At 35.9% G+C, this 20060-nt stretch carries 20 protein-coding genes; 1 reads left to right on the top strand and 19 read right to left on the bottom strand.

Annotated features, from left to right (window positions below):
* Position 1: 1 nt before the first annotated feature.
* The 19 genes from eutL to H8718_RS09515 all read right to left on the bottom strand — a co-directional run bounded on the left by eutL (position 2) and on the right by H8718_RS09515 (position 18220).
* Positions 2 to 655 (bottom strand): ethanolamine utilization microcompartment protein EutL, encoded by a 654-nt coding sequence (gene eutL, locus H8718_RS09595; RefSeq protein WP_249332719.1) that lies wholly within the window; start codon positions 653 to 655, stop codon positions 2 to 4.
* Positions 656 to 670: 15 nt separating this feature from the next.
* Positions 671 to 1570: an ethanolamine ammonia-lyase subunit EutC gene (gene eutC / locus H8718_RS09590; RefSeq protein WP_177672271.1), complete on the bottom strand. Its 900-nt coding sequence runs from the start codon at positions 1568 to 1570 to the stop codon at positions 671 to 673.
* 18 nt (positions 1571 to 1588) lie between these two features.
* Positions 1589 to 2953, bottom strand: a complete 1365-nt coding sequence (locus H8718_RS09585) for an ethanolamine ammonia-lyase subunit EutB (RefSeq protein WP_177672272.1) — start codon at positions 2951 to 2953, stop codon at positions 1589 to 1591.
* 11 nt (positions 2954 to 2964) lie between these two features.
* The gene (gene eutA, locus H8718_RS09580) at positions 2965 to 4398 is read right to left on the bottom strand and encodes an ethanolamine ammonia-lyase reactivating factor EutA (protein ID WP_249332718.1); all 1434 of its coding nucleotides are present in this window, start codon (positions 4396 to 4398) and stop codon (positions 2965 to 2967) included.
* A 26-nt stretch (positions 4399 to 4424) separates the two neighbouring features.
* Positions 4425 to 4874 carry a EutP/PduV family microcompartment system protein gene (locus H8718_RS09575; RefSeq protein ID WP_177672274.1) on the bottom strand — a complete coding sequence of 150 codons (450 nt, stop codon included), beginning with the start codon at positions 4872 to 4874 and terminating at the stop codon, positions 4425 to 4427.
* 4 nt (positions 4875 to 4878) lie between these two features.
* A complete protein-coding gene (gene eutS, locus H8718_RS09570) occupies positions 4879 to 5229 on the bottom strand; it encodes an ethanolamine utilization microcompartment protein EutS (RefSeq protein ID WP_177672275.1) in 351 nt (116 codons plus the stop codon).
* A 14-nt stretch (positions 5230 to 5243) separates the two neighbouring features.
* The gene (locus tag H8718_RS09565) at positions 5244 to 6374 is read right to left on the bottom strand and encodes a 1-propanol dehydrogenase PduQ (RefSeq protein ID WP_249332717.1); all 1131 of its coding nucleotides are present in this window, start codon (positions 6372 to 6374) and stop codon (positions 5244 to 5246) included.
* A 160-nt stretch (positions 6375 to 6534) separates the two neighbouring features.
* The gene (locus tag H8718_RS20550; protein ID WP_283246190.1) at positions 6535 to 6669 is read right to left on the bottom strand and encodes a hypothetical protein; all 135 of its coding nucleotides are present in this window, start codon (positions 6667 to 6669) and stop codon (positions 6535 to 6537) included.
* Positions 6670 to 6735: 66 nt separating this feature from the next.
* Positions 6736 to 8049 (bottom strand): FAD-dependent oxidoreductase, encoded by a 1314-nt coding sequence (locus tag H8718_RS09560; RefSeq protein ID WP_177672316.1) that lies wholly within the window; start codon positions 8047 to 8049, stop codon positions 6736 to 6738.
* Between the two features lie 74 nt (positions 8050 to 8123).
* Complete coding sequence (locus tag H8718_RS21070; protein ID WP_177672277.1) at positions 8124 to 8306, bottom strand: indolepyruvate ferredoxin oxidoreductase subunit alpha; 183 nt, start codon at positions 8304 to 8306, stop codon at positions 8124 to 8126.
* A complete protein-coding gene (locus H8718_RS09555; protein WP_177672278.1) occupies positions 8296 to 8556 on the bottom strand; it encodes a hypothetical protein in 261 nt (86 codons plus the stop codon). Before H8718_RS09555 ends, H8718_RS21070 begins: the two co-directional genes overlap by 11 nt.
* 41 nt (positions 8557 to 8597) lie before the next feature.
* The gene (locus H8718_RS09550) at positions 8598 to 9923 is read right to left on the bottom strand and encodes an MATE family efflux transporter (RefSeq protein ID WP_177672279.1); all 1326 of its coding nucleotides are present in this window, start codon (positions 9921 to 9923) and stop codon (positions 8598 to 8600) included.
* A gap of 26 nt (positions 9924 to 9949) precedes the next feature.
* Positions 9950 to 10657, bottom strand: a complete 708-nt coding sequence (locus tag H8718_RS09545; protein WP_177672280.1) for a sulfite exporter TauE/SafE family protein — start codon at positions 10655 to 10657, stop codon at positions 9950 to 9952.
* A gap of 82 nt (positions 10658 to 10739) precedes the next feature.
* The gene (yfcE, locus tag H8718_RS09540; RefSeq protein ID WP_177672281.1) at positions 10740 to 11276 is read right to left on the bottom strand and encodes a phosphodiesterase; all 537 of its coding nucleotides are present in this window, start codon (positions 11274 to 11276) and stop codon (positions 10740 to 10742) included.
* Positions 11277 to 11389: 113 nt separating this feature from the next.
* A complete protein-coding gene (locus H8718_RS09535; RefSeq protein ID WP_249332716.1) occupies positions 11390 to 12565 on the bottom strand; it encodes an iron-containing alcohol dehydrogenase in 1176 nt (391 codons plus the stop codon).
* Positions 12566 to 12666: 101 nt separating this feature from the next.
* Positions 12667 to 13605 (bottom strand): LysR family transcriptional regulator, encoded by a 939-nt coding sequence (locus H8718_RS09530; protein ID WP_249332715.1) that lies wholly within the window; start codon positions 13603 to 13605, stop codon positions 12667 to 12669.
* Positions 13606 to 13620: 15 nt separating this feature from the next.
* Positions 13621 to 14895, bottom strand: a complete 1275-nt coding sequence (locus H8718_RS09525; RefSeq protein WP_249332714.1) for a Gfo/Idh/MocA family protein — start codon at positions 14893 to 14895, stop codon at positions 13621 to 13623.
* A gap of 29 nt (positions 14896 to 14924) precedes the next feature.
* Positions 14925 to 16748, bottom strand: a complete 1824-nt coding sequence (locus tag H8718_RS09520; protein ID WP_249332713.1) for a glycoside hydrolase family 20 zincin-like fold domain-containing protein — start codon at positions 16746 to 16748, stop codon at positions 14925 to 14927.
* A 326-nt stretch (positions 16749 to 17074) separates the two neighbouring features.
* A complete protein-coding gene (locus H8718_RS09515; RefSeq protein ID WP_177672286.1) occupies positions 17075 to 18220 on the bottom strand; it encodes a cytochrome c biogenesis protein/redoxin in 1146 nt (381 codons plus the stop codon).
* Positions 18221 to 18385: 165 nt separating this feature from the next.
* Here H8718_RS09515 and H8718_RS09510 point away from each other — a divergent pair, with 165 nt between their 5' ends.
* The gene (locus H8718_RS09510; RefSeq protein ID WP_249332712.1) at positions 18386 to 20032 is read left to right on the top strand and encodes a potassium/proton antiporter; all 1647 of its coding nucleotides are present in this window, start codon (positions 18386 to 18388) and stop codon (positions 20030 to 20032) included.
* The last annotated feature ends 28 nt before the right edge of the window (positions 20033 to 20060 follow it).

Here is a 20060-nt window from a genome sequence, read left to right as displayed (position 1 = left end):
ATTAGTATTCCTGTGGGTTATCTGCAACAGCTTTTACAGCTTCGGCAAAGGCAGAACATGCGGCATTACATGCAGATTGTGAACCTGTTAAAAGACCGCCACCAAAGTTCGTTTCAGAAGGAGGTCCAAAGAATTCTACAAGTGTAACATCAGCAACTTTAAGTGCAGCGTCTAAGGCATACATCGCTTCAAGAGGTGGTGCAATAAGATAAGCCAGTGGTCTTCCTTCTTCTATTCCTGCTGTCTTAGAAAGATAAGAGCCTGTACGAGATACAGTATGTGCATAGTAGACAATAGAGTCATCTTCATTTGCACTTACAAAGTGTGCACCACTTTCCATAAAAGTAAGAGCTGCTTTAAGGCCACTTCTTACTTCTGCTGGACTTGGACCACCAATAATCCCAATAACTTCACCTGCAAGCTTTGTAGATGCATTAGCAGCACCTGCATACATAGATCTTGCATACACAACATCTACATCTGCATCTTTTGTTGCTTCATCAAGTGCAGTATAGGTCACATCATCCATATCTGCAGTAATAATACCTAAACTTTTATGGCGAGGTCCTAACTCTAATTTTTTTGCAAGATCAGGGCTTACATTAGAAATAACACGTACACCAAGAACATTGGGACGAAGTTTATCATTTTTCACGTCCTTTGCCTCCTTTTATTTTAGATCAATACCTGATGCTTTCTTATCGAGCATTTTTTTAATAAGTTCTGCAGTATGAGCACCTGCTTCTACAGGTGTTGTCCCACCTTTATGAATATTAGAAATAACAGTACGTTTTGCTTCTTCAAGACCATGTTTTGGTTTATAAGCAATATAAGCTGACATAGACTCAGCAGTTACAAGACCTGGTCTTTCACCAACGAGCATACAGATTACATCTGCATCTGTTACTTCACCTACTGCATCCATTGCACCAACACGTGCATATTTAATGAAAAGAATTGGTGGTACTGTAATGCCATAAGCACTTAAACCTTGTTTAATAGCTGGAATCATATCTTCTACGTTTGCTTCAATAGCAGATGAAGAAAGACCATCTCCTACAATAATGAGCACTTTTGGATTATGACCACATGTTTTTTTGATAATTTCAAGTTCAGGTTGTGCAAATCTTCTCCCTAAGTCTGGTCTTGTTAAATATTCATCTTTATCCTTACAAAGTGTTTTGACAAATACAAAATCATTTTTCTTAACAAATTCCTCTGATACATCAGAGAAAACAGCATCTTGTGCTGCAGCATGGTCGGCTCTTACACGAAGCATAGTAATCGTACGATATCTTGCACCTGCTTTACCAATACCAAGTCTTGCTGGCGTTTTGCTCTTCATATCTAGATAAGCTTCTTTATCTTTAGCATTTTTAACAAGGAATTGTTTTTTAAGGTCAATAGCTGTAATATCTTCAATACATCCATTACGGTCTATATCACTACCGCCTGCTGTTGTATTAGGTTTTATGGTAATCGTTTCAGTAATGGTTGCACCATTTCCTTCTTTTCCTACCATTTGTTCTACAAGTTGCTCTACCATTTTTCTTAAATCTTGTTCGTTCACTTTGACTGCCTCCTTATCCTAGAATAATATTGATGCATCACCAGCACGTGCTGTAAGATGTCCTTTTTCATCTACAAAGCCCATTTTTACAAGCCATTCATGGAAAGGTTTGATAGCAGTTAAGCCAAACATCTCTCTAAGAGCTGCTGTTTCATGGAACCCTGTTGTTTGATAGTTAAGCATAACGTCGTCACCATGAGGAATACCCATAAAGTAGTTACAGCCTGCGGTTGTTAAAAGAACAGATAAGTCTTCAATACTATTTTGGTCTGCTTTCATATGGTTGGTATAACATGCGTCACATCCCATTGAAACACCTGTAAGTTTACCCATGAAGTGATCTTCAAGCCCAGCACGACTTACTTGTCTACCATCATAAAGATATTCAGGCCCAATGAAACCAACTACTGTATTAACAATGAATGGGTCAAAGTGTTTTGCAAAACCATAACATCTTGCTTCCATTGTCACTTGGTCAGTATCAAAATGTGCTTCTGAGGAAAGCTCTGATCCTTGTCCTGTTTCAAAGTACATAACGTTTGGCCCTTCCGCTGTACCTTCTTTAAGCGCAAGATCTCTTGCTTCTTGAATCGTTGCTGCATTAAAACCAAAAGCTGTATTTCCTTTTTCTGAACCTGCAATAGATTGGAATATAAGGTCTGCTGGTGCCCCATGACGAATAGCATCCATTTGAGTCGTAACGTGAGCTAATACACAAGTCTGAGTTGGAATTTGAAATTTTTGTTTAATTTCTTCAAAACGTTTAAGAACACGTACAACACTTTCTGTAGAGTCATCTACTGGGTTAAGTCCAAGTAGTGCATCCCCTGCACCAAAAGTTAAACCTTCAAGTAAAGATGCCATAATACCATCTGGATCATCTGTTGGATGGTTAGGTTGAAGTCTTGAAGAAAGTGTGCCACGTTCTCCAATTGTTGTATTACAGTGTTTAGTAATACGAATTTTTTGCGCCCCATAAATGAGGTCCATATTTGACATCAGCTTTGCAACAGCAGCAACCATCTCAGATGTAAGTCCTCTAGAAATACGTGTAATATCTGCACCTGTTGTGCCTTCATCTAAAATCCATTCTCTGAATTCTCCAACTGTCCAGTTTTTGATTTCATCATAGATTTTTTCATTGACATCATCTTGGATAATACGTGTTACTTCATCCATTTCATAAGGTACTGCTGGATTGTTACGTAAATCTGAAAGTAAAACATTAGAAAGTACAACTTTTGCTGCAACTCTTTCTTCTGCTGACTCTGGTGCAAGCCCTGCTAATCTGTCTCCTGATTTTTCTTCGTTGGCTTTTGCCATAACTTCTTTAAGTGATTTGAACTCATAAGTATGTCCAAATAATTTTGTTTTTAAGATCATTTGAATCCTCCTTAACAAAATACTAATGTTTTTACTACTACTGGTAATACAGTTCCTTCTGCAATAGGGCTTCCAATATCGATATAATCTCCATTATCTAGCTTGACACTATCTAAACAAATAATATCTTTCTTGTACCCTAATAGATGATACATACTCTGTCCTAATGCCTTAGCCATATCTTTCTCCACAATGACAATAAGAGGAAGCTCTCTTTCAATAAGTTCTTCCATGCCTTCTACTAATCCTTTAGCATATTCTTGGATTTCCTTGAAGCTAGGATTATCCTTACCTTCCATAGCAATGGCTACTCTTTGTAAATCGCCTTCTAGCTTAAACCACTGAAGTTTCTTTTTAATAGCCTGTGTTAAAGCCTGGGCATCTTCGCTCTCCTCATCTTTTGCAAGTTTTAAGATAGGCAAATTCTTAATAGGAAAAGCATCTTTGGTATACGTAATGGTACTGCCACTAATTTCTGTTGTATGAGTGCCCGCACCTACTACTGTGGCGCGAATGGTTTCTTGGCTTCTTACAACTTTTAGTTTCTTACATAAATCAGATTCCTTAATAGCTTGTCCCAAAAGAATACCAATATCCCCAAATTTGAAATAATCGTCTATTTCTCCCTCATAATAAACATAATCTGCCACACCACCAGAGAAGGATATACATTCTATAGGCACATTAAGCTCAATATTTTTATTTGTAATAATGAGCTTTAATAGATCATCCTGTTTTTTTATACCTACGCTTTGCTCTAATGCCTGTACCATTTTGTCAATAATAGGTTTTAAATTTTCTCTAGTAGCTTTAGTGCCTATGGCAAGTCCCATATTGTTTTCACGAATAAGGGTCTCAAGTTTAGGAGCAATATAGGTAATCTGATGCGTTGTACTGTCTACCTTAATGAGACGCCCACCTACATCTAGACACCCTGTTTCCCTTACTTCCCCCCTTAAAAAGACAGCTAAATTACTTGTACCACCTCCAATATCCATATTCACAACACTTGTGTTATGATCTTTAGAATAAGTATGGGCACCTGCACCCTTACCAGATATAATACTTTCAAGATCTGGTCCTGCTGTCGCTACAACAAAGTCACCAGCAAGTCCACTTAAAGTAGTTAATACTTCTTCTGCATTTTCTTTTCTTGCTGTTTCACCTGTGATAATGACGGCACCTGTATCAATTTTAGAAGGGTCAATACCAGCCTTTTTATATTCCTTCTGGATAATATCCCTAACTTTTAGCCCATCAATTTCTCTTAGAGAAATAAGAGGTGTAAAATAAATCTCACTTCTGTAAATAATCTCTTTATCTACAATGACAATGCGTGGAACAGAATAGCTAGAAGCCATATTTTCTACAATAATCTTAGAAAAAATAAGTTGCGTGGTACTTGTCCCAATATCTATTCCTACACTTAAAAGTTCTTCCCTCATTATCCTCCACCTTTCTTATATTTTCTTTACCTATCTTTATTTAGAAAGCTATCGAGATACTCAAAAAGCTCTTTGATACCCACATCATCTACTGTATCGACTTTAAAAATTCTTGTAACACCTGCCTCTTTAAGACGTTCTTCCACCTTATCAATATCTGCTGATTCTTGAACCAAATTGATTTTAGTAATGATACCAATAACCTCTTTTGCAAAGCTTCCTGCAAAAGCCGGTGGAATAAAGCTTTCATAAGCAGTAGGATCCGCTACAAGTGCTATAATTTCTGCATCTACAGCTGTCATAATCAGTGCACTGTAATAATGCCTATTTTCTAAATATTCACCAGGTGTATCAATGGCATTATCATAAAGCTCTACTGCCTGTGTCTTTTTATACTTAATTTCTAGTTCATTGAGTTTTTGACATAAGGTTGTCTTGCCACATCCTGTCTTACCTATAAAAATAACTCTGCTCATTCTATTAAGTCCTTGTAATGGTTGTTGGTGTAAATTTTAGATTATGCTCAAGTACATCTAAAATATCGCGTACGGCTGCTTCTACAGAGCTTACATCTCCTGTAATAACGAGCGCCCCACTAAAACGATCAATAAATCCTAATGTAACATCTGATGCTTTAGTGGCTACATCTGCTGCTATAATAGCTCCTTCACTTGGTGTAATAGTTAAAATACCAATAGCATTAATATTCTCTACTACTAGCCCTAGCTTCTTATAAATGTCTTCTGTAGGATTGGCAATGACATGAGCAAGTGTAACTTGTTTACCTGGTACAAACTCTTGTATAATACGCTGTTTATCTTCAATCTCCATTTTTTAGGCCCTCCTTAGTCAATCTTATGGAGTATTTCCAAAATGTCACCATGTGTTGCTTTTCTAGGATTTGTTATAAGACAAGCATCTTCTAGGGCCCCTTTAATAATGTCTTCTCTTGACTTATTTAAATCCTCTGCTGAGATTTTACATTCACGCAATGTGGTTGGCATTTTCATTTCTTTCTGTAGCTTTATAATTTCATTAATGAGATTACGTACGGATGAACGGGTATTAGCCCCTTCAAGTCCAATGAGTTTTGCTAAATAAGCATATTTTTTTGCTGCTTTTGTATAATGAGATGGGGTATACCCCTCTATATCTGCATTAAATTCAATAACATAAGGTAGAAGCAAGGCATTGGTTCTTCCATGTGGTACGTGTAATTTCCCACCAATATTATGTGCAATGGCATGGTTGATCCCTAAAGAAGCTAGATTAAAAGCAAGGCCTGCTAGGCAAGAGGCATTATGCATTTTTTCTTTGGCTTCTATATCATCAGCACTTTCATAAGAACGTTTAAGGTATTCAAATACAAGTTCTACGGACTTTTCAGCCAGTGCATCAGAAAAATCTGTAGCTTTTGTTGACACATAAGCTTCTAAGGCATGAGTAAGTACGTCCATTCCTGTATCTGCTACAATACTACTCGGTACACTTTTAACGAGTTCAGGCTCTAGAATGGCTACATCAGGCAATAAACTATTGGAAACAAGAGGGTATTTAATACCTTTTTCTTTATCTGTAATAACAGCAAAAGAAGTTACCTCTGACCCTGTACCACTTGTAGTTGGGATAGCAATAAACTTCATAGCCTCTAAACGACCAATTTTTCTTGAGAAATCCATAATGGCCTTAGCTGCATCGATGGCAGAACCTCCACCTAGAGCAATCATACAGTTAGGTTTAAATTCTGTAACAGCTTCAACACCTTTTACAACCAATTCCATAGGAGGGTCTGGTACAATATCACTGAAGATCTCATATTGATTAGACCCGAGATAGGCTGTGATTTTGTTAATCATCCCTGATTTCACCATAAAAGGGTCTGTTACAATAAATACTTTTTCGTCTTGGAAATTCTTAATATAATCTAAAGCATCTTGACCAAATACAACTTTGGTCGTTATTTCGAAAGTATCCACTTGCATCATCCTATCCGTGAAATTTAAATATCTACTGCATTATGCTACGAAATTATTAGTATTTTTATACATGACATATAGAATTCTAAATTTTTAGTCATACTTATGCAAAAAAAATAGACTTAGCTTCACTTCGGCTAAATCTATTTTTTAATTTGACTTAATATAAATCTTCCTCATCTATCTCATCTGTATAAAGATCATTTAAAGTAACGCCTAAATCTTTACACATCTCTAGATGATTATTATATTTTGTATTTGCTAATTCTTCATAGTAACGGTGCATTTTTGCCATAACTCTCACCTCCTAGGGTTAGTATGGCATTTTTTATGAAAATATACCCTTTTATTAGATTATTTTTTAAAGTCCTTGTGGAAAGTGTAGTCTATTTTCTGGATCATATTGTGCTTTAATATTTTCAAGAGGTTCTTTATAGTCACCATAATAAGCCTTTTTGTAATCTGTAAGTTCTGCTAATGGAAAATTAATAAATGAACCTTCTGTTAGGGCCTCAATAATAGGAAAATGTTCAAGGAGCCATGTGCAGTTCTCAGCTTTAGCTCGGTCATCCTCCCATACAGACTGAAAACCTAATATAAACCTAGCATCTCTATAGAATACAGCTGATTTTCTTTTAGATGTAGCCTGTATCTGCCCACCTAACCCATAGAAGGTGATAGCTGTATAATCAGATGCTTCTGGCTTACTATCTACAATTTCTAAGAGAGATTGAATCTGCTCTTCATTATAAGTCTTATAAACAAATCTTCCTGTAGACTTGTATTTCTCATAATCAGGGTGACTATCCTGAATGATACGATTGATTTCTAAAACCGAGCATTCATTAAGTTTTAATAGCATTTCTTTTGCAGGCATAATAAGAGGCTTAATGGTTTCAAAAGCTTCCTGCTGGCTTCCATAGCATACACCTGTTATGGCAATCCCTATCCCTTTTTCCTTAGAGTTGTAAAGAGCCATTTTCATATTCGTATGATGTGGTAAAGTTTCAAATAAAGTCTGCCATGCCTTAACAAGCTCTAGACGTGCCTCAGTATTCATATGCTTATATTCTAACTGAATAAGTGTAGCTGTAGGATTCTTCTTAGGTAATTTAAAAGTCATGCTAACGACTATACCAAAGTTACCGCCACCAGCACCTTTTAAAGCCCAGAACAGTTCTGGATGAGTCATAGCATTAGCTTTAATACAATTTCCATCTACATCAATCATTTCTACTTCAATTAAACTGTCACAACTTAATCCAAGCATTCTAGCTGAATAACCCCAGCCCCCACCAAGAACAAGTCCTGCTACGCCTACAGTAGGACAACCTCCACCAGGAAAAGGATACCCTAACTGACATACTGCCTCATAGAGGGCTCTATTGCGTACACCACCTTCAACGGTTACCAGTTCATTCTCTTCATCTACCTGTATACCATTCATTTGGCTTACATCAATAACAACTACATCGTTGCCAGTAGAATATCCTTCATAATGATGTCTACCTGAGCGAATGCGAATAGGATAACCGTGTTCTTTAGCCCATAGGAGTGCTCTACTTACTTCTTCTTTATTTTTGCAGTATATAATTTGTAAGGGATACATCTGAATAGCTCTATTCCATGCTCTCCTGCTCTCTTCATAGAGATGATCTTCTTTGGTAACAATCATCTTCTTCACTTCCTTTCTCCTTCATTTAGTCTTTTCATTAAGAAAAGAGCTCCTTTAAAGGAGCCCTTTTTGCATCATTCTTGTCTCACAATTACTTTTCTCCAGCATCTTGTCACACATAAGCCACACTTAATGCAACGCTCTTGCTGAATCACATAGGGCTTCCCACGACTAATACAATGTTTAGGGCAAACCACTTTACATGCTCCGCATCCATTGCATTTCTCAGAAATAATGTAGCTCTTTTTATTCTGCATCAAAATCTACATGAATGATGCCATCTGGTGTATTAATATTCACATAAGACAAGTTAAATTCCTCATCCATTACGTCAATTTTGTATTCAAAGAATACGTTATCTTCTTTTTTAGACATGAAAATGTAGCTCCCATTTTCTTTACCATCAATTTCATCACAGATTTCATCGTAAACTTCCATACCGTTTACAGCACCTAAATAACCTGCACTTCTAATTTTATCTTCAATTAAGTTATATAATTCTTCCATTATTTCTCCTCTTTCGCTATACATCTTCTAAGACGAGCATACTATAAGCCACTTTTTAGACGCCATTTTTCTCGTCTAAATCTTATTATAAAACATGTCAGCCTAAAAATCCAATCCATAATCATAGCAATCCATACGCCTATAGCACCAAGTCCCATTCCTTTTCCTAAAATGACACTAAATAAAATTCTAAAGGTCCACATAGAGAAAATGGAAACCACCATCGTAAACTTCACATCATTGGCTGCACGTAGTGCATTAGGAAGTGTAAAGGCTGCTGGCCACATCAACATAGCACACCCATCATGAATGAGTACTAAAATAGTTGCAAGCTTTAGTGTTTCTGGAGAAAGCTTATAAATAGATAATATAAACGGTAAGCCTATTAAGATGCTGGCATTGACTAGAATAGTAAACACATACGTCATCTTAAGGAGTTTTTTTGTATAATACTTAACAGCTTTATAGTCTCCAGCCCCCACGCACTGTCCTACAACCGTAATCATAGCAAGGCTCATAGCCTGCCCTGGTATACATCCTAATGCATCGAGGTTATTCGCTACAGCATTGGCTGCAATCTGTACTGTACCAAATCCTGAAATAATACTTACTACAAGCACACGCCCTAACTGGAACATACTATTTTCTAGAGCATTGGGTATACCAATACCCAAAATCCTTTTTAGTCTCCAACCTTCAGGGCGTATTTTCCATAAGGATTCTATGTACAGAAGTTCATTTGGTTTATTAAGGAGTATAAGCATCATACATGCGGCAAGCATACGTGAAAATAAAGAAGATAAAGCAACACCTGCTACACCCATGTTAAAACCAAAGACAAATATAGCGTTACCTATAATATTCAATACGTTCATTAAAATAGATATTTTCATAGATATTTTTGAATTTCCTATCGCTCTGAACAGGGCTGCCGCTCCGTTATAGAGGGCTAAAAAGGGGTAAGACAAAGCAGAAATGATTATATAGGTTAAAGCATTTTTCATCACCTCTGCTTCAATCTTGCCAAACACCAGTTGTAATAAAGGCTCTTTAAATATTAAAACAAAAAGAGCAATTGTTATGGAGATCGTACTAACAATAAAAAGTAACTGTTTAGCATACTCACCCGCTTCCTTTTTTTGTTTACGCCCAATACACTGGGCACATACGACTGCCCCTCCTGTCGCAAGTGCTGCAAAAATATTAATAATAAGTACATTGATCATATCTACAAGTGATACGCCTGAAACAGCTGCTTCCCCTGCTGTTGCAACCATCATCACATCTGCCATACCAACTGTAACAGCTAAAAGCTGCTCAATAATAAGTGGAATAATGAGTTTGTATAAATCCCTATTTGTAAACATTCTATTTTCTCTCTTTCAATTTGTGTTTAAATAATTAAACTCACCCCAGATATCAGTAGAAGTACATAGGAAAGCCTCATAAAAGTCTGTTGACTCATCTTCTTTGCCATTTGCCCTCCTATAATGACCCCAATCATTAATGCAGGTATACCTATTAAAACTAAGTTTACCATAGGTACTGTAATAATTCCCAAAAAGAGTTGCTTTATTAAAATATATATATTGAGTACAATCCATACAGGTGATAAAGTTGCTCTAAAGCTTTCCTTATCCTTGATTTTTTTCACTGCATAAATAATGAGAAGTGGCCCACCTGAAATAAACATGCCATGAATAATCCCCGCTGATAGAATAATGCCGATTAAAATCCCTTCGTTCAAATCAAATTCTTTCTTAACAAATAGACCTTTAAGTGCAATAAAGATGATAAAGATGGCATAAAGAGTAAGTAAAATATCTACTGGAAATAAGGTATATACATACTCTCCAATAAAGACACCGACAAACATAATCCCTGTCATCTTAAAAAATTCTTTCCATACAATATGCTTATAGGATCTTACAACAATAAGAGTACAAGCAATAATGGTTAAAATGTTTAATACAGGTTTAGCAATACCTATACCTAAAAGCAATATACAAAAAGGCATGGCAAGTACTGTACCTGCAAATCCAGTAATACCCTGAATCATATTGGTTAAAAGTATAATAATAAAATATAAAATAATTGTCATGTATAAATCATCCTTTAGAAGCATTTTTTCTTAGTATGCCCTTAGGAAGACTTTTTATAGAAAAAACTTTTTTATATCTCCTTTACTCTTGTGCTAAGCATTCCCCCTCTAGTGTGTAAACACTTAGCTTTCCCTCATTATAAAGAGCATAAGTAGCTGGTCTATTTTCTTTTGGAAGACTAATAGATCCTGGATTGCAAATACGAATTCCTTCCTTTTCACTTAGCTCCCAAAGGTGCGTATGCCCATAAAGAAATACATCCCCTGCTTTAAGCATAGGAAGCTTCTCTGGGCTATAGTGATGCCCATGCGTAGCAAAAAGTGTTCTCTCTCCCTCTATAATACGTGTATAAGTCTCCATACATGCAAACTCTAGAACCATCTGGTCTACCTCTGCTTCACAGTTTCCTCTTACGCAAATAATACGGTCTTTATAGTGATTTAGCAGCGTTACCACCTCTTTAGGTCCATGTCCCTCTGGCAAATCATTGCGTGGGCCATGATAAAGCACATCTCCTAAAATAATCATTTTATCGCATTGTTCTTTTTCGAAAATCTCTAAAACTTTTTTTGTACGACTTGCTGAGCCATGTATATCAGAAAAAATAATGTATTTCATTGTTCTTCTCCTTTTCTTTTATATGAGTTTATCTTTTTCTATTAAAACACAAAAACCGGTAGAAGACTATCCTTTCATAAAGGATTCTTTACCGGTTTTTAATCTTTTATTTCTTAGAATTCTACTTTATTTCCATAATAAGTACATGTTAAAAGTCTCTCCATCTCACTCGGTGTAATGGATCTAGGATTAGAACCTGTGCAAGCATCTCCTACAGCTAATTTAGCAATTTCACTGACTTTAGCCTTAAATTCCTCTTCATTAATCCCAAACTCTTTTAATGTTTTTGGAATACCTAATTTCACATTATAGTCATCGATTTTCTCACAAAGTTTTTGCACAAGTTCTTTATCACTTTCTCCCTCAAGACCAACAAATCTTGCAATATCAGCATAGCGTTTCTCAGCACATTGAGCATTAAACTGAATAACATAAGGTAAATAAATAGCATTAGCACAGCCATGTGGAATATGTCCTGTTGAGAAGGCTGCTCCTGTTTTATGTGCCATAGAATGGACAATACCTAAAAGAGCATTTGAAAAAGCCATACCTGCAAGACATTGTCCATAATGCATCTGCTCTCTTGCTTCCTTATCTCCTTCATAAGAAGCTGGTAAATAGTCAAATACCATATGAATAGCCTTTAAAGCAAGTGGATCTGTAAAAGGTGAGTTTAAAGTAGAAACATAAGCTTCTATAGCATGGGTTAAAGCATCCATTCCTGTATGTGCTGTAAGTTTTGGTGGCATCGTTTCTGCAAGAAGAGGATCTACTACTGCGATATCTGGTGTAATATTAAAATCTGCTAATGGATACTTAATACCTTTTGCATAGTCTGTAATAACAGAGAAAGCTGTAACTTCCGTTGCTGTACCTGATGTAGAAGGGATAGCCAAAAATCTAGCTTTTGTTCTAAGCTCTGGGAAATTAAAAGGCGTGATCAGGTCTTCAAAAGTTGTATCTGGATATTCATAAAAGGCCCACATAGCCTTAGCGGCATCAATAGGTGAACCGCCTCCCATAGCAATAATCCAGTCTGGCTCAAATTCTCTCATAAACTGAGCACCTACCATAACTGTTTCCACAGATGGGTCTGGTTCTACATTTTCAAAAAGCTGGACTTCTATATGTGCCTCTTTTAAATAACGAACAACTTGGTCTACAAAACCAAAACGTTTCATAGAACCTCCACCTAAAACGAGTACAGCACGTTTGCCTTTAAGTGTTTTAAGCGTCTCTAAACAACCTTTTCCATAATAAATATCTCTTGGTAATGTAAATCGTGACATATGACTTGCCCCCCCTATGCTATTTGCAATTCAAATTTATCTTCTATGTTATAATTTTAACACCGTTTTATATTTTATAGGTAATATAAAAAAAAGCATACCTATATATACTTATAGATATGCTTCATTTCTTGCTGCACTTTTATCAACTCTTTTATAAATCTTTCTTCTATTGTTGTAAGACGATGATGCTTAGAATAAATGAGTACATCTTTATTTTTTTGAACCAAATCTTCACATCGACGTTGGACAAGTTGATAATGTTCTAACAAGTTTTCTGGTACAGGGGAGACATGCATATAAGTTGTAGGCACCTGTCTTAATAGGTCAAACTGGCTCCCTCTTTCATATACTAGAATATGTTTTTTAACAAAGTCTTTTTCTTTTTTTTTCTTAAGTTCTTCCGATACATTAGGCACCATCAGATCTCCATGTATCAGTTCGATGTAAGGTATAAGGTCTTCTCGCACAATAGACTCTTTCCTTGCTAAAGGATGTTCTTTAGACATAAGCAGTACATCCTCAAACTCCCATATTTTCTGCATTTCAAATGCCTTATCCTCAATAAGGTGCATAAAATACTTCTCATACTCTAAAGGGTATCTCATAATGCCAAGCTGGTAATGACATTCTAAGATATTACGTACTGCTTCTATAGAATTTGTCTCCTTAAAGTTAATTTCTAATCCTTCACCCTCTTCTAGACTATTAACAAAACGTGTAAAAGCATAGGTAATATAACTTGCTCTTGGTACAGAAATATTAAAATATAATTTAGGTTTTGTAACAGGTCTATACTGCGCTTCCATCCGGTCTATCTGCTCTATAATATGGTGGGCCTGACTAAGAAATGTCTTACCTTCCTGGGTAACAAGAACTCCCTTAGAAGTCCTCTCAAAAAGTGTAATACCTATACTTTCCTCTAATTCTTTAATGGCTTTACTTAGATTAGGCTGCCCCATAAAAAGATGCTGGGCAGCCTTGGTAATAGAACCTGTTTTTTCTACTTCTAATGCATATTTTAAATAAGTGAGATTCAATGAATCACCCTCTTCTTATTCAAGACTTAAACACTTACCACCATTTATTCTAGATTCTTCAGCTAACAGTGCGACAACATGGCTTTCAATAGAACGCTCAATGGTTGTACCCATACTTGTATTAGCTTCTGGATTTTGTATTAATTCTATAAATCGGTCCATCATGCGGTAATCTCCACCACCATGTCCTGCTAAGCTTTCACCTTGTTTTGTAATATCAATTTCTACTTTTTCACCACCAAATGGTTCATATACCACTAAGTTTTTATCCATATGTCCCTCGATACAACCCTGTGTACCCATGATTTTAAGATAACGGTAGCATCTACCTGTAAAAGCACTCATAGTAAAGTTAATGGTTACACCCTCTTCAAGTTCTAAGTTAACAACCTGATGGTCTACCACATCATTATCACAATGGTAAACACATCTACCATATGGACCTTCTTTTAATGCCTCTGTTACCTTTTCAAGGGTTGGGTCAAGGGCTACAATATTAACTGGCCATCCTGTATTGCCATGTTTAATACCCATTTTAGGATCATCTATGTAACATTTCACTGCATCATATGGACACTCATCTTGGCATTTGCAGCCATCCATACATCTCATAGCTGCTCCTTCGGGTGCTTTTTCTGCCTTAAATAAGTAAGTACTACCAAATGAACTTACCTTTTTGCAGCGTTTGTCTGCAAGCCATAATAGAATATCCATGTCATGGCAACATTTTGCAAGAATCATAGGGCTTGTCTCATCACTTCTTCTCCAATTACCTCTTACAAAACTGTGTGCCTGATGCCAATATGCCACATTCTCAATAGCTTGAATACTTACAACTTCCCCAATTTTACCTTCTGTAATCATAGCTTTAATGGTTTCATAGAAAGGTGTGTAACGTAAAACATGGCATACAATAACATGTTTATTATATTTTTTAGCTGCTGCCAGTAACTGTTTACATTCTTCAAGTTCTGGTGAGATTGGCTTTTCAAGAAGTAAATGGTAGCCTCTTTCAAGGGCTACAAGTGCTTCCTCTACATGATCTCTATCTTGTGTACAAATAAGCGCTGTATCAGCTAGCTTTTCTTCTTTAAGTAAATCATCTGCACTCTCAAAACACATTTCTCTTGGAATATTAAAAGCTTTAGATACTTTATCTACTTTCTCTGGTTCAATATCTGCAATGGCTACTATTTTCATTTTATCTGGATTTTGTCTAATATACTCTGCATAGGTATCTTTACCACGTCCCCCAAGTCCAATAATAACCGTTGTAATTTGTTTACTCATCTTTTGTTCACCTCATATAATTTATATTTTTATTTGGATGTACGTAATATATGGCATACATACATAACCACTTCTCTTACCTTAGCCAATTCACTTTCTTTATTTTGCATACGCCATACATTTTGGAACTCATAGATCCATTCCTCAAAGGCTTCTGCTAATTTCCAAGGCGTATAACCTTCCTCAGCTCCTTCCAGCATTTCTTCACCTTTTATTAAATAGAGATAGAATAAGTCAATAAGCTGGATTCCTTTTGCAGCTACTATAAATCCTTTCATATCTATAGGGTATCGTTTAAGTTCCCCACTTAAATCGACTAATGCCTCACCTACTTGGGTAGCTACTTGATACCCCCTTAAAATCTTATCTATATCTAGCCAGTCCGGATGTTCCCCCTTTTCTTTCCAGCGTACGAGCTCACACCAACCTACATTTTGACTTGCTGATAATTTATGAAGTAAGCCTACTACCTGCTTACTATGGTCTCCAAATTCAAGAAGTGAAATCGCCTCATACATCGTTTCAAAATCTTTTTCCCCATTAGGATTCCAAGATAAACCGGCTCCATAAGCCATACCTGGTATAGAGTTCCCTAGGAAATTTACATGTCCAAAGTCACCCCAATCTGTATTAAGTACACCAATAGCACCATTTTCTACACCATAAGCTACCATTCTTCTTATATTCTCAAATGCATTACCTACCAGGTTCATCATCATACTCCATCCTCCTACTCCAGGACATACATACTGACTTCTCCCCGCCTTTGCTATGGTTCTAATGCCTTCTCCATCCGCACTGCTTAAATAATCCCATGTTAACCCTATAACATCTTCTGGTATTTCATTAAGGAGTTCTGGATGATGTAAAATAACATCACTCCAAAACATAACTTTTTTACCATGCCCTTTTACAAATTCTACAATTTGGTTTAAAAACTGTGTATAAAGCTTCCCTACACCTACTTTATCTGCATAGGCTTTACTCTTCCCTTTACCTAGTTCAAAGGTTTCATCACAGCAAATATTAAAAATATCTGATCTAAATAGTGGTATATACTGCTCTAACATATTTTTAACAAGCTCTATACTTCTTACATCTGTTGCATTTAGGGTATGATTACGCCCTGTAAAAAGATAAGGTTCTTCTCTTACGTGTTCAAGCTCACATAACTCGGTAAACGAATGGGTACGTAGTACTTCATATAAATGGCCAAAAGTAGATAAAGAAGGGATAAGCTCTATATGTCTCTCCTTGCAATAAACATCTAATATAAGAATTTCTTCTGCAGTTAGTGGGTCTTTATCTACCCATACTTCACTCATGCCTTTAAAAGCAAAAGTATGCTCTATATAAAGCTGAAACTGATTGATTTTATAGTAAGCTAAACGGTCTACTAATAACTTAAGTGTCTCTAAAGTGGGTACCTTACCTCTAGTTACATCGTGATAAAAACCTCTATGCTTGAAATAAGGCTTATCTTCAATCATCATATAATTTAAAGATGTTCTTTGCTGTCTTATAATTTGTCTTAAGGTTTGTAGCCCATAAAAAAGCCCTGTTGAACTTCCACCTATAATCTGTACACCTTTTTCATTAATAGAAAGCTTATAGGCTTCTTTTTCTCCTTCTACCTTGCTTAGCCTAATAGCTGATAACTTTTCAAAAGGCTTAAACCCTTTGTTAATTTTTAAGTCAAGTCCTAACTCTATAAGTATTTCTTCTTTTAAAAGTTGTACTGCCTTTAAATCTTCTGCATTACAAGATACTTCTAATAAAAGTAAAGTATCTGGACGCAACTTAAAAATCCCTTCTTGCAAGATGACTTTATAAGGTGTCGGTATAATATACATAATCTTCTCCTTTTTAATACGAGATAATATATTTTATAATATTTTATAATGTATTTAGATTTTTTTCAAACCTTAGTTATACACATCCTTTCTATTTCTATCAACCTTTCTCCTAAAATGCTGGATAAAATAAGCTGAAGTATATGGCTGCATATAAAGTGGTAAGCTCATATGCTTGTAAAGTAATTCAAGACGTCTACGCCAAATTTCCTTTGTCTGATAGATATAAGACCTGTAATGCAAACAGTTCATTAATGTTTTATGATTTACTTGGCCTATAAGATTTGCACTCTAAAAACACAAAAACTTAGATAATGCTTTAGGCATCATCTAAGTTTTTCAATAATTTCTTTCATTGTTTCTTTTGTTAACATACCGCTTGCATAACCTTCTACTGTCCCATCTTTATTAATTAAAAAAGTTGTAGGAAAGGCATTAATATAATATTTATAGGCAAGCTCCATGCTTTCATCAAATAAAGTTGGGAAAGTATATCCTTCTTCTTCAATAAACTCTATAATCTCTTCTTTAGACTTTTCTCTATCCATATTCGGGAAGGTCATACCTAAAATCACTACATCATCTTTATTCATACCATACTCTCTATAAATTTCTTCTATATCGGGTAGTTCTGCTTTACATGGTGGACACCAAGTAGCCCAGAAATTGATAAAGACTACTTTCCCTTTATAATCACTTAAAGTATGCTCTTGTCCATATTGGTCTACCAGTGTAAAGTCTGGTGCCATAGGTATCTGCTGACTCTTTTCACTTCCTTGCTGCTCATTAGAAGGCTGAACATACTCCGGCATTGTAATACCTTTTGTAAACATTAAAAGCCCCATGACAATTAGAATAAAGCCACCTATTTTTTGAATCTTTCCCATATGCTTTTTAAGCTTATCTAAAAGATTAATCATCTTCTCAGAAAATAAGGCAATCAATAGGAATGGCACTGTAAAACCTGCTGTATATAATAAAAGCAGGATATTACCTTCTACTGCATGTCTAGTAGAGGCTAGTACAAGTACAGAAGCTAACATAGGTCCTATACAAGGTGTCCATCCAAAACTAAAAGTAAATCCTAATAAATACGCTGTCCAAGGTCTCATCTCCTTCATTTGATAATGAAACCTTCTTTCCCTTTGTAAAAAAGGTATGTTCAAATCTCCTATAGAAAATAGCCCCAGACCTACAATCATGAGACCGCCTACTATTAAAATCCACTTCATATACGTATTTAAAAAGACTCTAAAGACACTTATGCCTGTCCCTAATATAAAAAAGGCAGTGGAAATACCTAATATAAATAAGAGGGTATTCCTAATAAGTACAGAACGTTTACGCATTGTATCCTCATTAACACTTTTTGATAAAACAGCTAAATAAACCGGCAGAATGGGCAAAACACAAGGTGATAAAAATGAAAATATTCCTTCTAGAAAAACAACAATATAATTAATCTGCTCCATACTCTACTCCTTTCTTAGTTTACAGTGTATAATAATATTTATGATAATATTTATCATAACATAAAATAACTTATTTTTTAAATAAGCTTTTCTAAAAACTACGCCTATTTATACCCCTCATAGCATAGGGATATACTAAAAGGCTATTTTCAAAGGAGGAATCTTATGGCACTTACTCTTCTAGTGACTTCTGTGGTTATCATCTCGTGTATTGCTTTCAACAAACTTTCAAGTAGATGGGGCATCCCTACACTTCTTATTTTTATCTTGCTAGGCATGTTCTTTGGTTCCGATGGTTTTGTTAAAATTCCATTTGAAAATTATTCTTTTGCAGAGCAGATCTGCTCTGTATCTCTTATATTTATTATGTTTTATGGTGGCTTTGGAACAAGGTTAAAAGATGCTATTTGCATTGCACCACAATCCATTTTACTCTCCACTTTAGGCGTTTTACTAACTGCCCTTTTAACAGGACTTTTCTGTCATGTCGTTTTAGCCATGCCTGTATTAGAAAGTTTCCTTATAGGCGCAGTTATTAGTTCTACCGATGCAGCCTCTGTCTTTTCCATATTGCGTTCTAAAAGGCTTAATCTTAAATTACATACAGCTTCTATGCTAGAAGTAGAGAGCGGTAGTAACGACCCCTTCTCTTATATGCTGACACTTATTGCTTTATCTCTTATGCTAGAACCTATACATACAGGTTCCATCTTGTATATGCTGTTTGCTCAAGTTGTATATGGCATACTTATAGGTATTTTGGTTGCTTGTATTGCTTTATGGATTTTAAATCATTTTCAATTTGTAACAGCAGGTTTTGATGCAGCCTTTGTCTTAGCAACTGCACTTTTAGCTTATGCACTTCCTTCCTTAGTAGGCGGAAATGGCTATCTTAGTGTTTATTTAGTAGGTCTTATTTTAGGGAATCGTCCACTTCCTAACAAACGTGCTTTAGTCCATTTCTTCGATGGGATAACAGGGCTTATGCAAATGCTTATTTTCTTCCTGTTAGGACTTCTTGCTTTTCCTTCATTACTGCCTTCTGTGCTACTTCCTGCTCTTGCTATTGCGCTCTTTTTAACGTTTATTGCAAGACCACTCGCGGTAGGACTTATTCTAACACCTTTTAAAGCTCCTCTTATGCAACAACTTTTGGTATCCTGGTCAGGTCTTAGGGGGGCATCTTCTATTGTATTTGCTATTTTAGCAACAATTAGTCCTGCTTATACACAGTATGATCTTTTCCATATTGTCTTTTGTATTGTACTGCTTTCTATTACTTTTCAAGGCACACTACTCCCTTTCGTTGCCAAAAAGCTTCATATGATTGACCCTCATGCGGATGTCCTTAAAACCTTTACAGATTATACAGAAGAAGTGCAAGTACAGTTTATTGAACTTATTCTAACAGCTGACCACCCTTGGGCTAACCAGTCTATTCATCAACTTATACTGCCACCTCATACCCTTCTCGTTATGCTTATGCGTCAAGGTCAAACCATTATTCCTAATGGAAACACCGTCCTTTTACCGGACGATATCGTAATTTTGAGTGCACCGCCTTTTGAAAGCAGTGTTTCTCTAGAACTTACAGAATTCCATATTCAGCCTAATAGCAAGTGGACCTCTAAAACCATTGCAGAATTTTCACCTACTCCTGACCATCTTGTTATTATGATCAAACGTGGTGAAAAGATTATTATTCCTAATGGTACTACGATTATTGAGGCTCATGATACACTTGTTATGAGTTCCAATCGTATTCATAAAAAAATATCTCATCCTCCTATTACTCCCACTCTAGAAATTTAGGTCTCTCTTAAATGCTATAAAAGTAGAT

The organism is Zhenhengia yiwuensis (assembly GCF_014384995.1).
Lineage (GTDB): Bacteria > Bacillota > Clostridia > Lachnospirales > Cellulosilyticaceae > Zhenhengia > Zhenhengia yiwuensis.
This window is presented reverse-complemented; position numbering and strand designations above follow the sequence as displayed.

Bases quoted from the DNA above. Each gene is read 5' to 3' on its own strand.
- H8718_RS09545 (WP_177672280.1), bottom strand. From the start codon at position 10,657: ATGACAATTATTTTATATTTTATTATTATACTTTTAACCAATATGATT.
- H8718_RS09555 (WP_177672278.1), bottom strand. From the start codon at position 8,556: ATGGAAGAATTATATAACTTAATTGAAGATAAAATTAGAAGTGCAGGT.
- H8718_RS09560 (WP_177672316.1), bottom strand. From the start codon at position 8,049: ATGATTGTTACCAAAGAAGATCATCTCTATGAAGAGAGCAGGAGAGCA.
- eutS (WP_177672275.1), bottom strand. From the start codon at position 5,229: ATGGAGATTGAAGATAAACAGCGTATTATACAAGAGTTTGTACCAGGT.
- H8718_RS09510 (WP_249332712.1), top strand. From the start codon at position 18,386: ATGGCACTTACTCTTCTAGTGACTTCTGTGGTTATCATCTCGTGTATT.
- H8718_RS09585 (WP_177672272.1), bottom strand. From the start codon at position 2,953: ATGATCTTAAAAACAAAATTATTTGGACATACTTATGAGTTCAAATCA.
- H8718_RS21070 (WP_177672277.1), bottom strand. From the start codon at position 8,306: ATGCAGAATAAAAAGAGCTACATTATTTCTGAGAAATGCAATGGATGC.
- H8718_RS09520 (WP_249332713.1), bottom strand. From the start codon at position 16,748: ATGTATATTATACCGACACCTTATAAAGTCATCTTGCAAGAAGGGATT.
- yfcE (WP_177672281.1), bottom strand. From the start codon at position 11,276: ATGAAATACATTATTTTTTCTGATATACATGGCTCAGCAAGTCGTACA.
- H8718_RS20550 (WP_283246190.1), bottom strand. From the start codon at position 6,669: ATGGCAAAAATGCACCGTTACTATGAAGAATTAGCAAATACAAAATAT.
- H8718_RS09525 (WP_249332714.1), bottom strand. From the start codon at position 14,895: ATGAGTAAACAAATTACAACGGTTATTATTGGACTTGGGGGACGTGGT.
- H8718_RS09515 (WP_177672286.1), bottom strand. From the start codon at position 18,220: ATGGAGCAGATTAATTATATTGTTGTTTTTCTAGAAGGAATATTTTCA.
- eutA (WP_249332718.1), bottom strand. From the start codon at position 4,398: ATGAGGGAAGAACTTTTAAGTGTAGGAATAGATATTGGGACAAGTACC.
- H8718_RS09550 (WP_177672279.1), bottom strand. From the start codon at position 9,923: ATGTTTACAAATAGGGATTTATACAAACTCATTATTCCACTTATTATT.
- H8718_RS09535 (WP_249332716.1), bottom strand. From the start codon at position 12,565: ATGTCACGATTTACATTACCAAGAGATATTTATTATGGAAAAGGTTGT.
- H8718_RS09575 (WP_177672274.1), bottom strand. From the start codon at position 4,874: ATGAGCAGAGTTATTTTTATAGGTAAGACAGGATGTGGCAAGACAACC.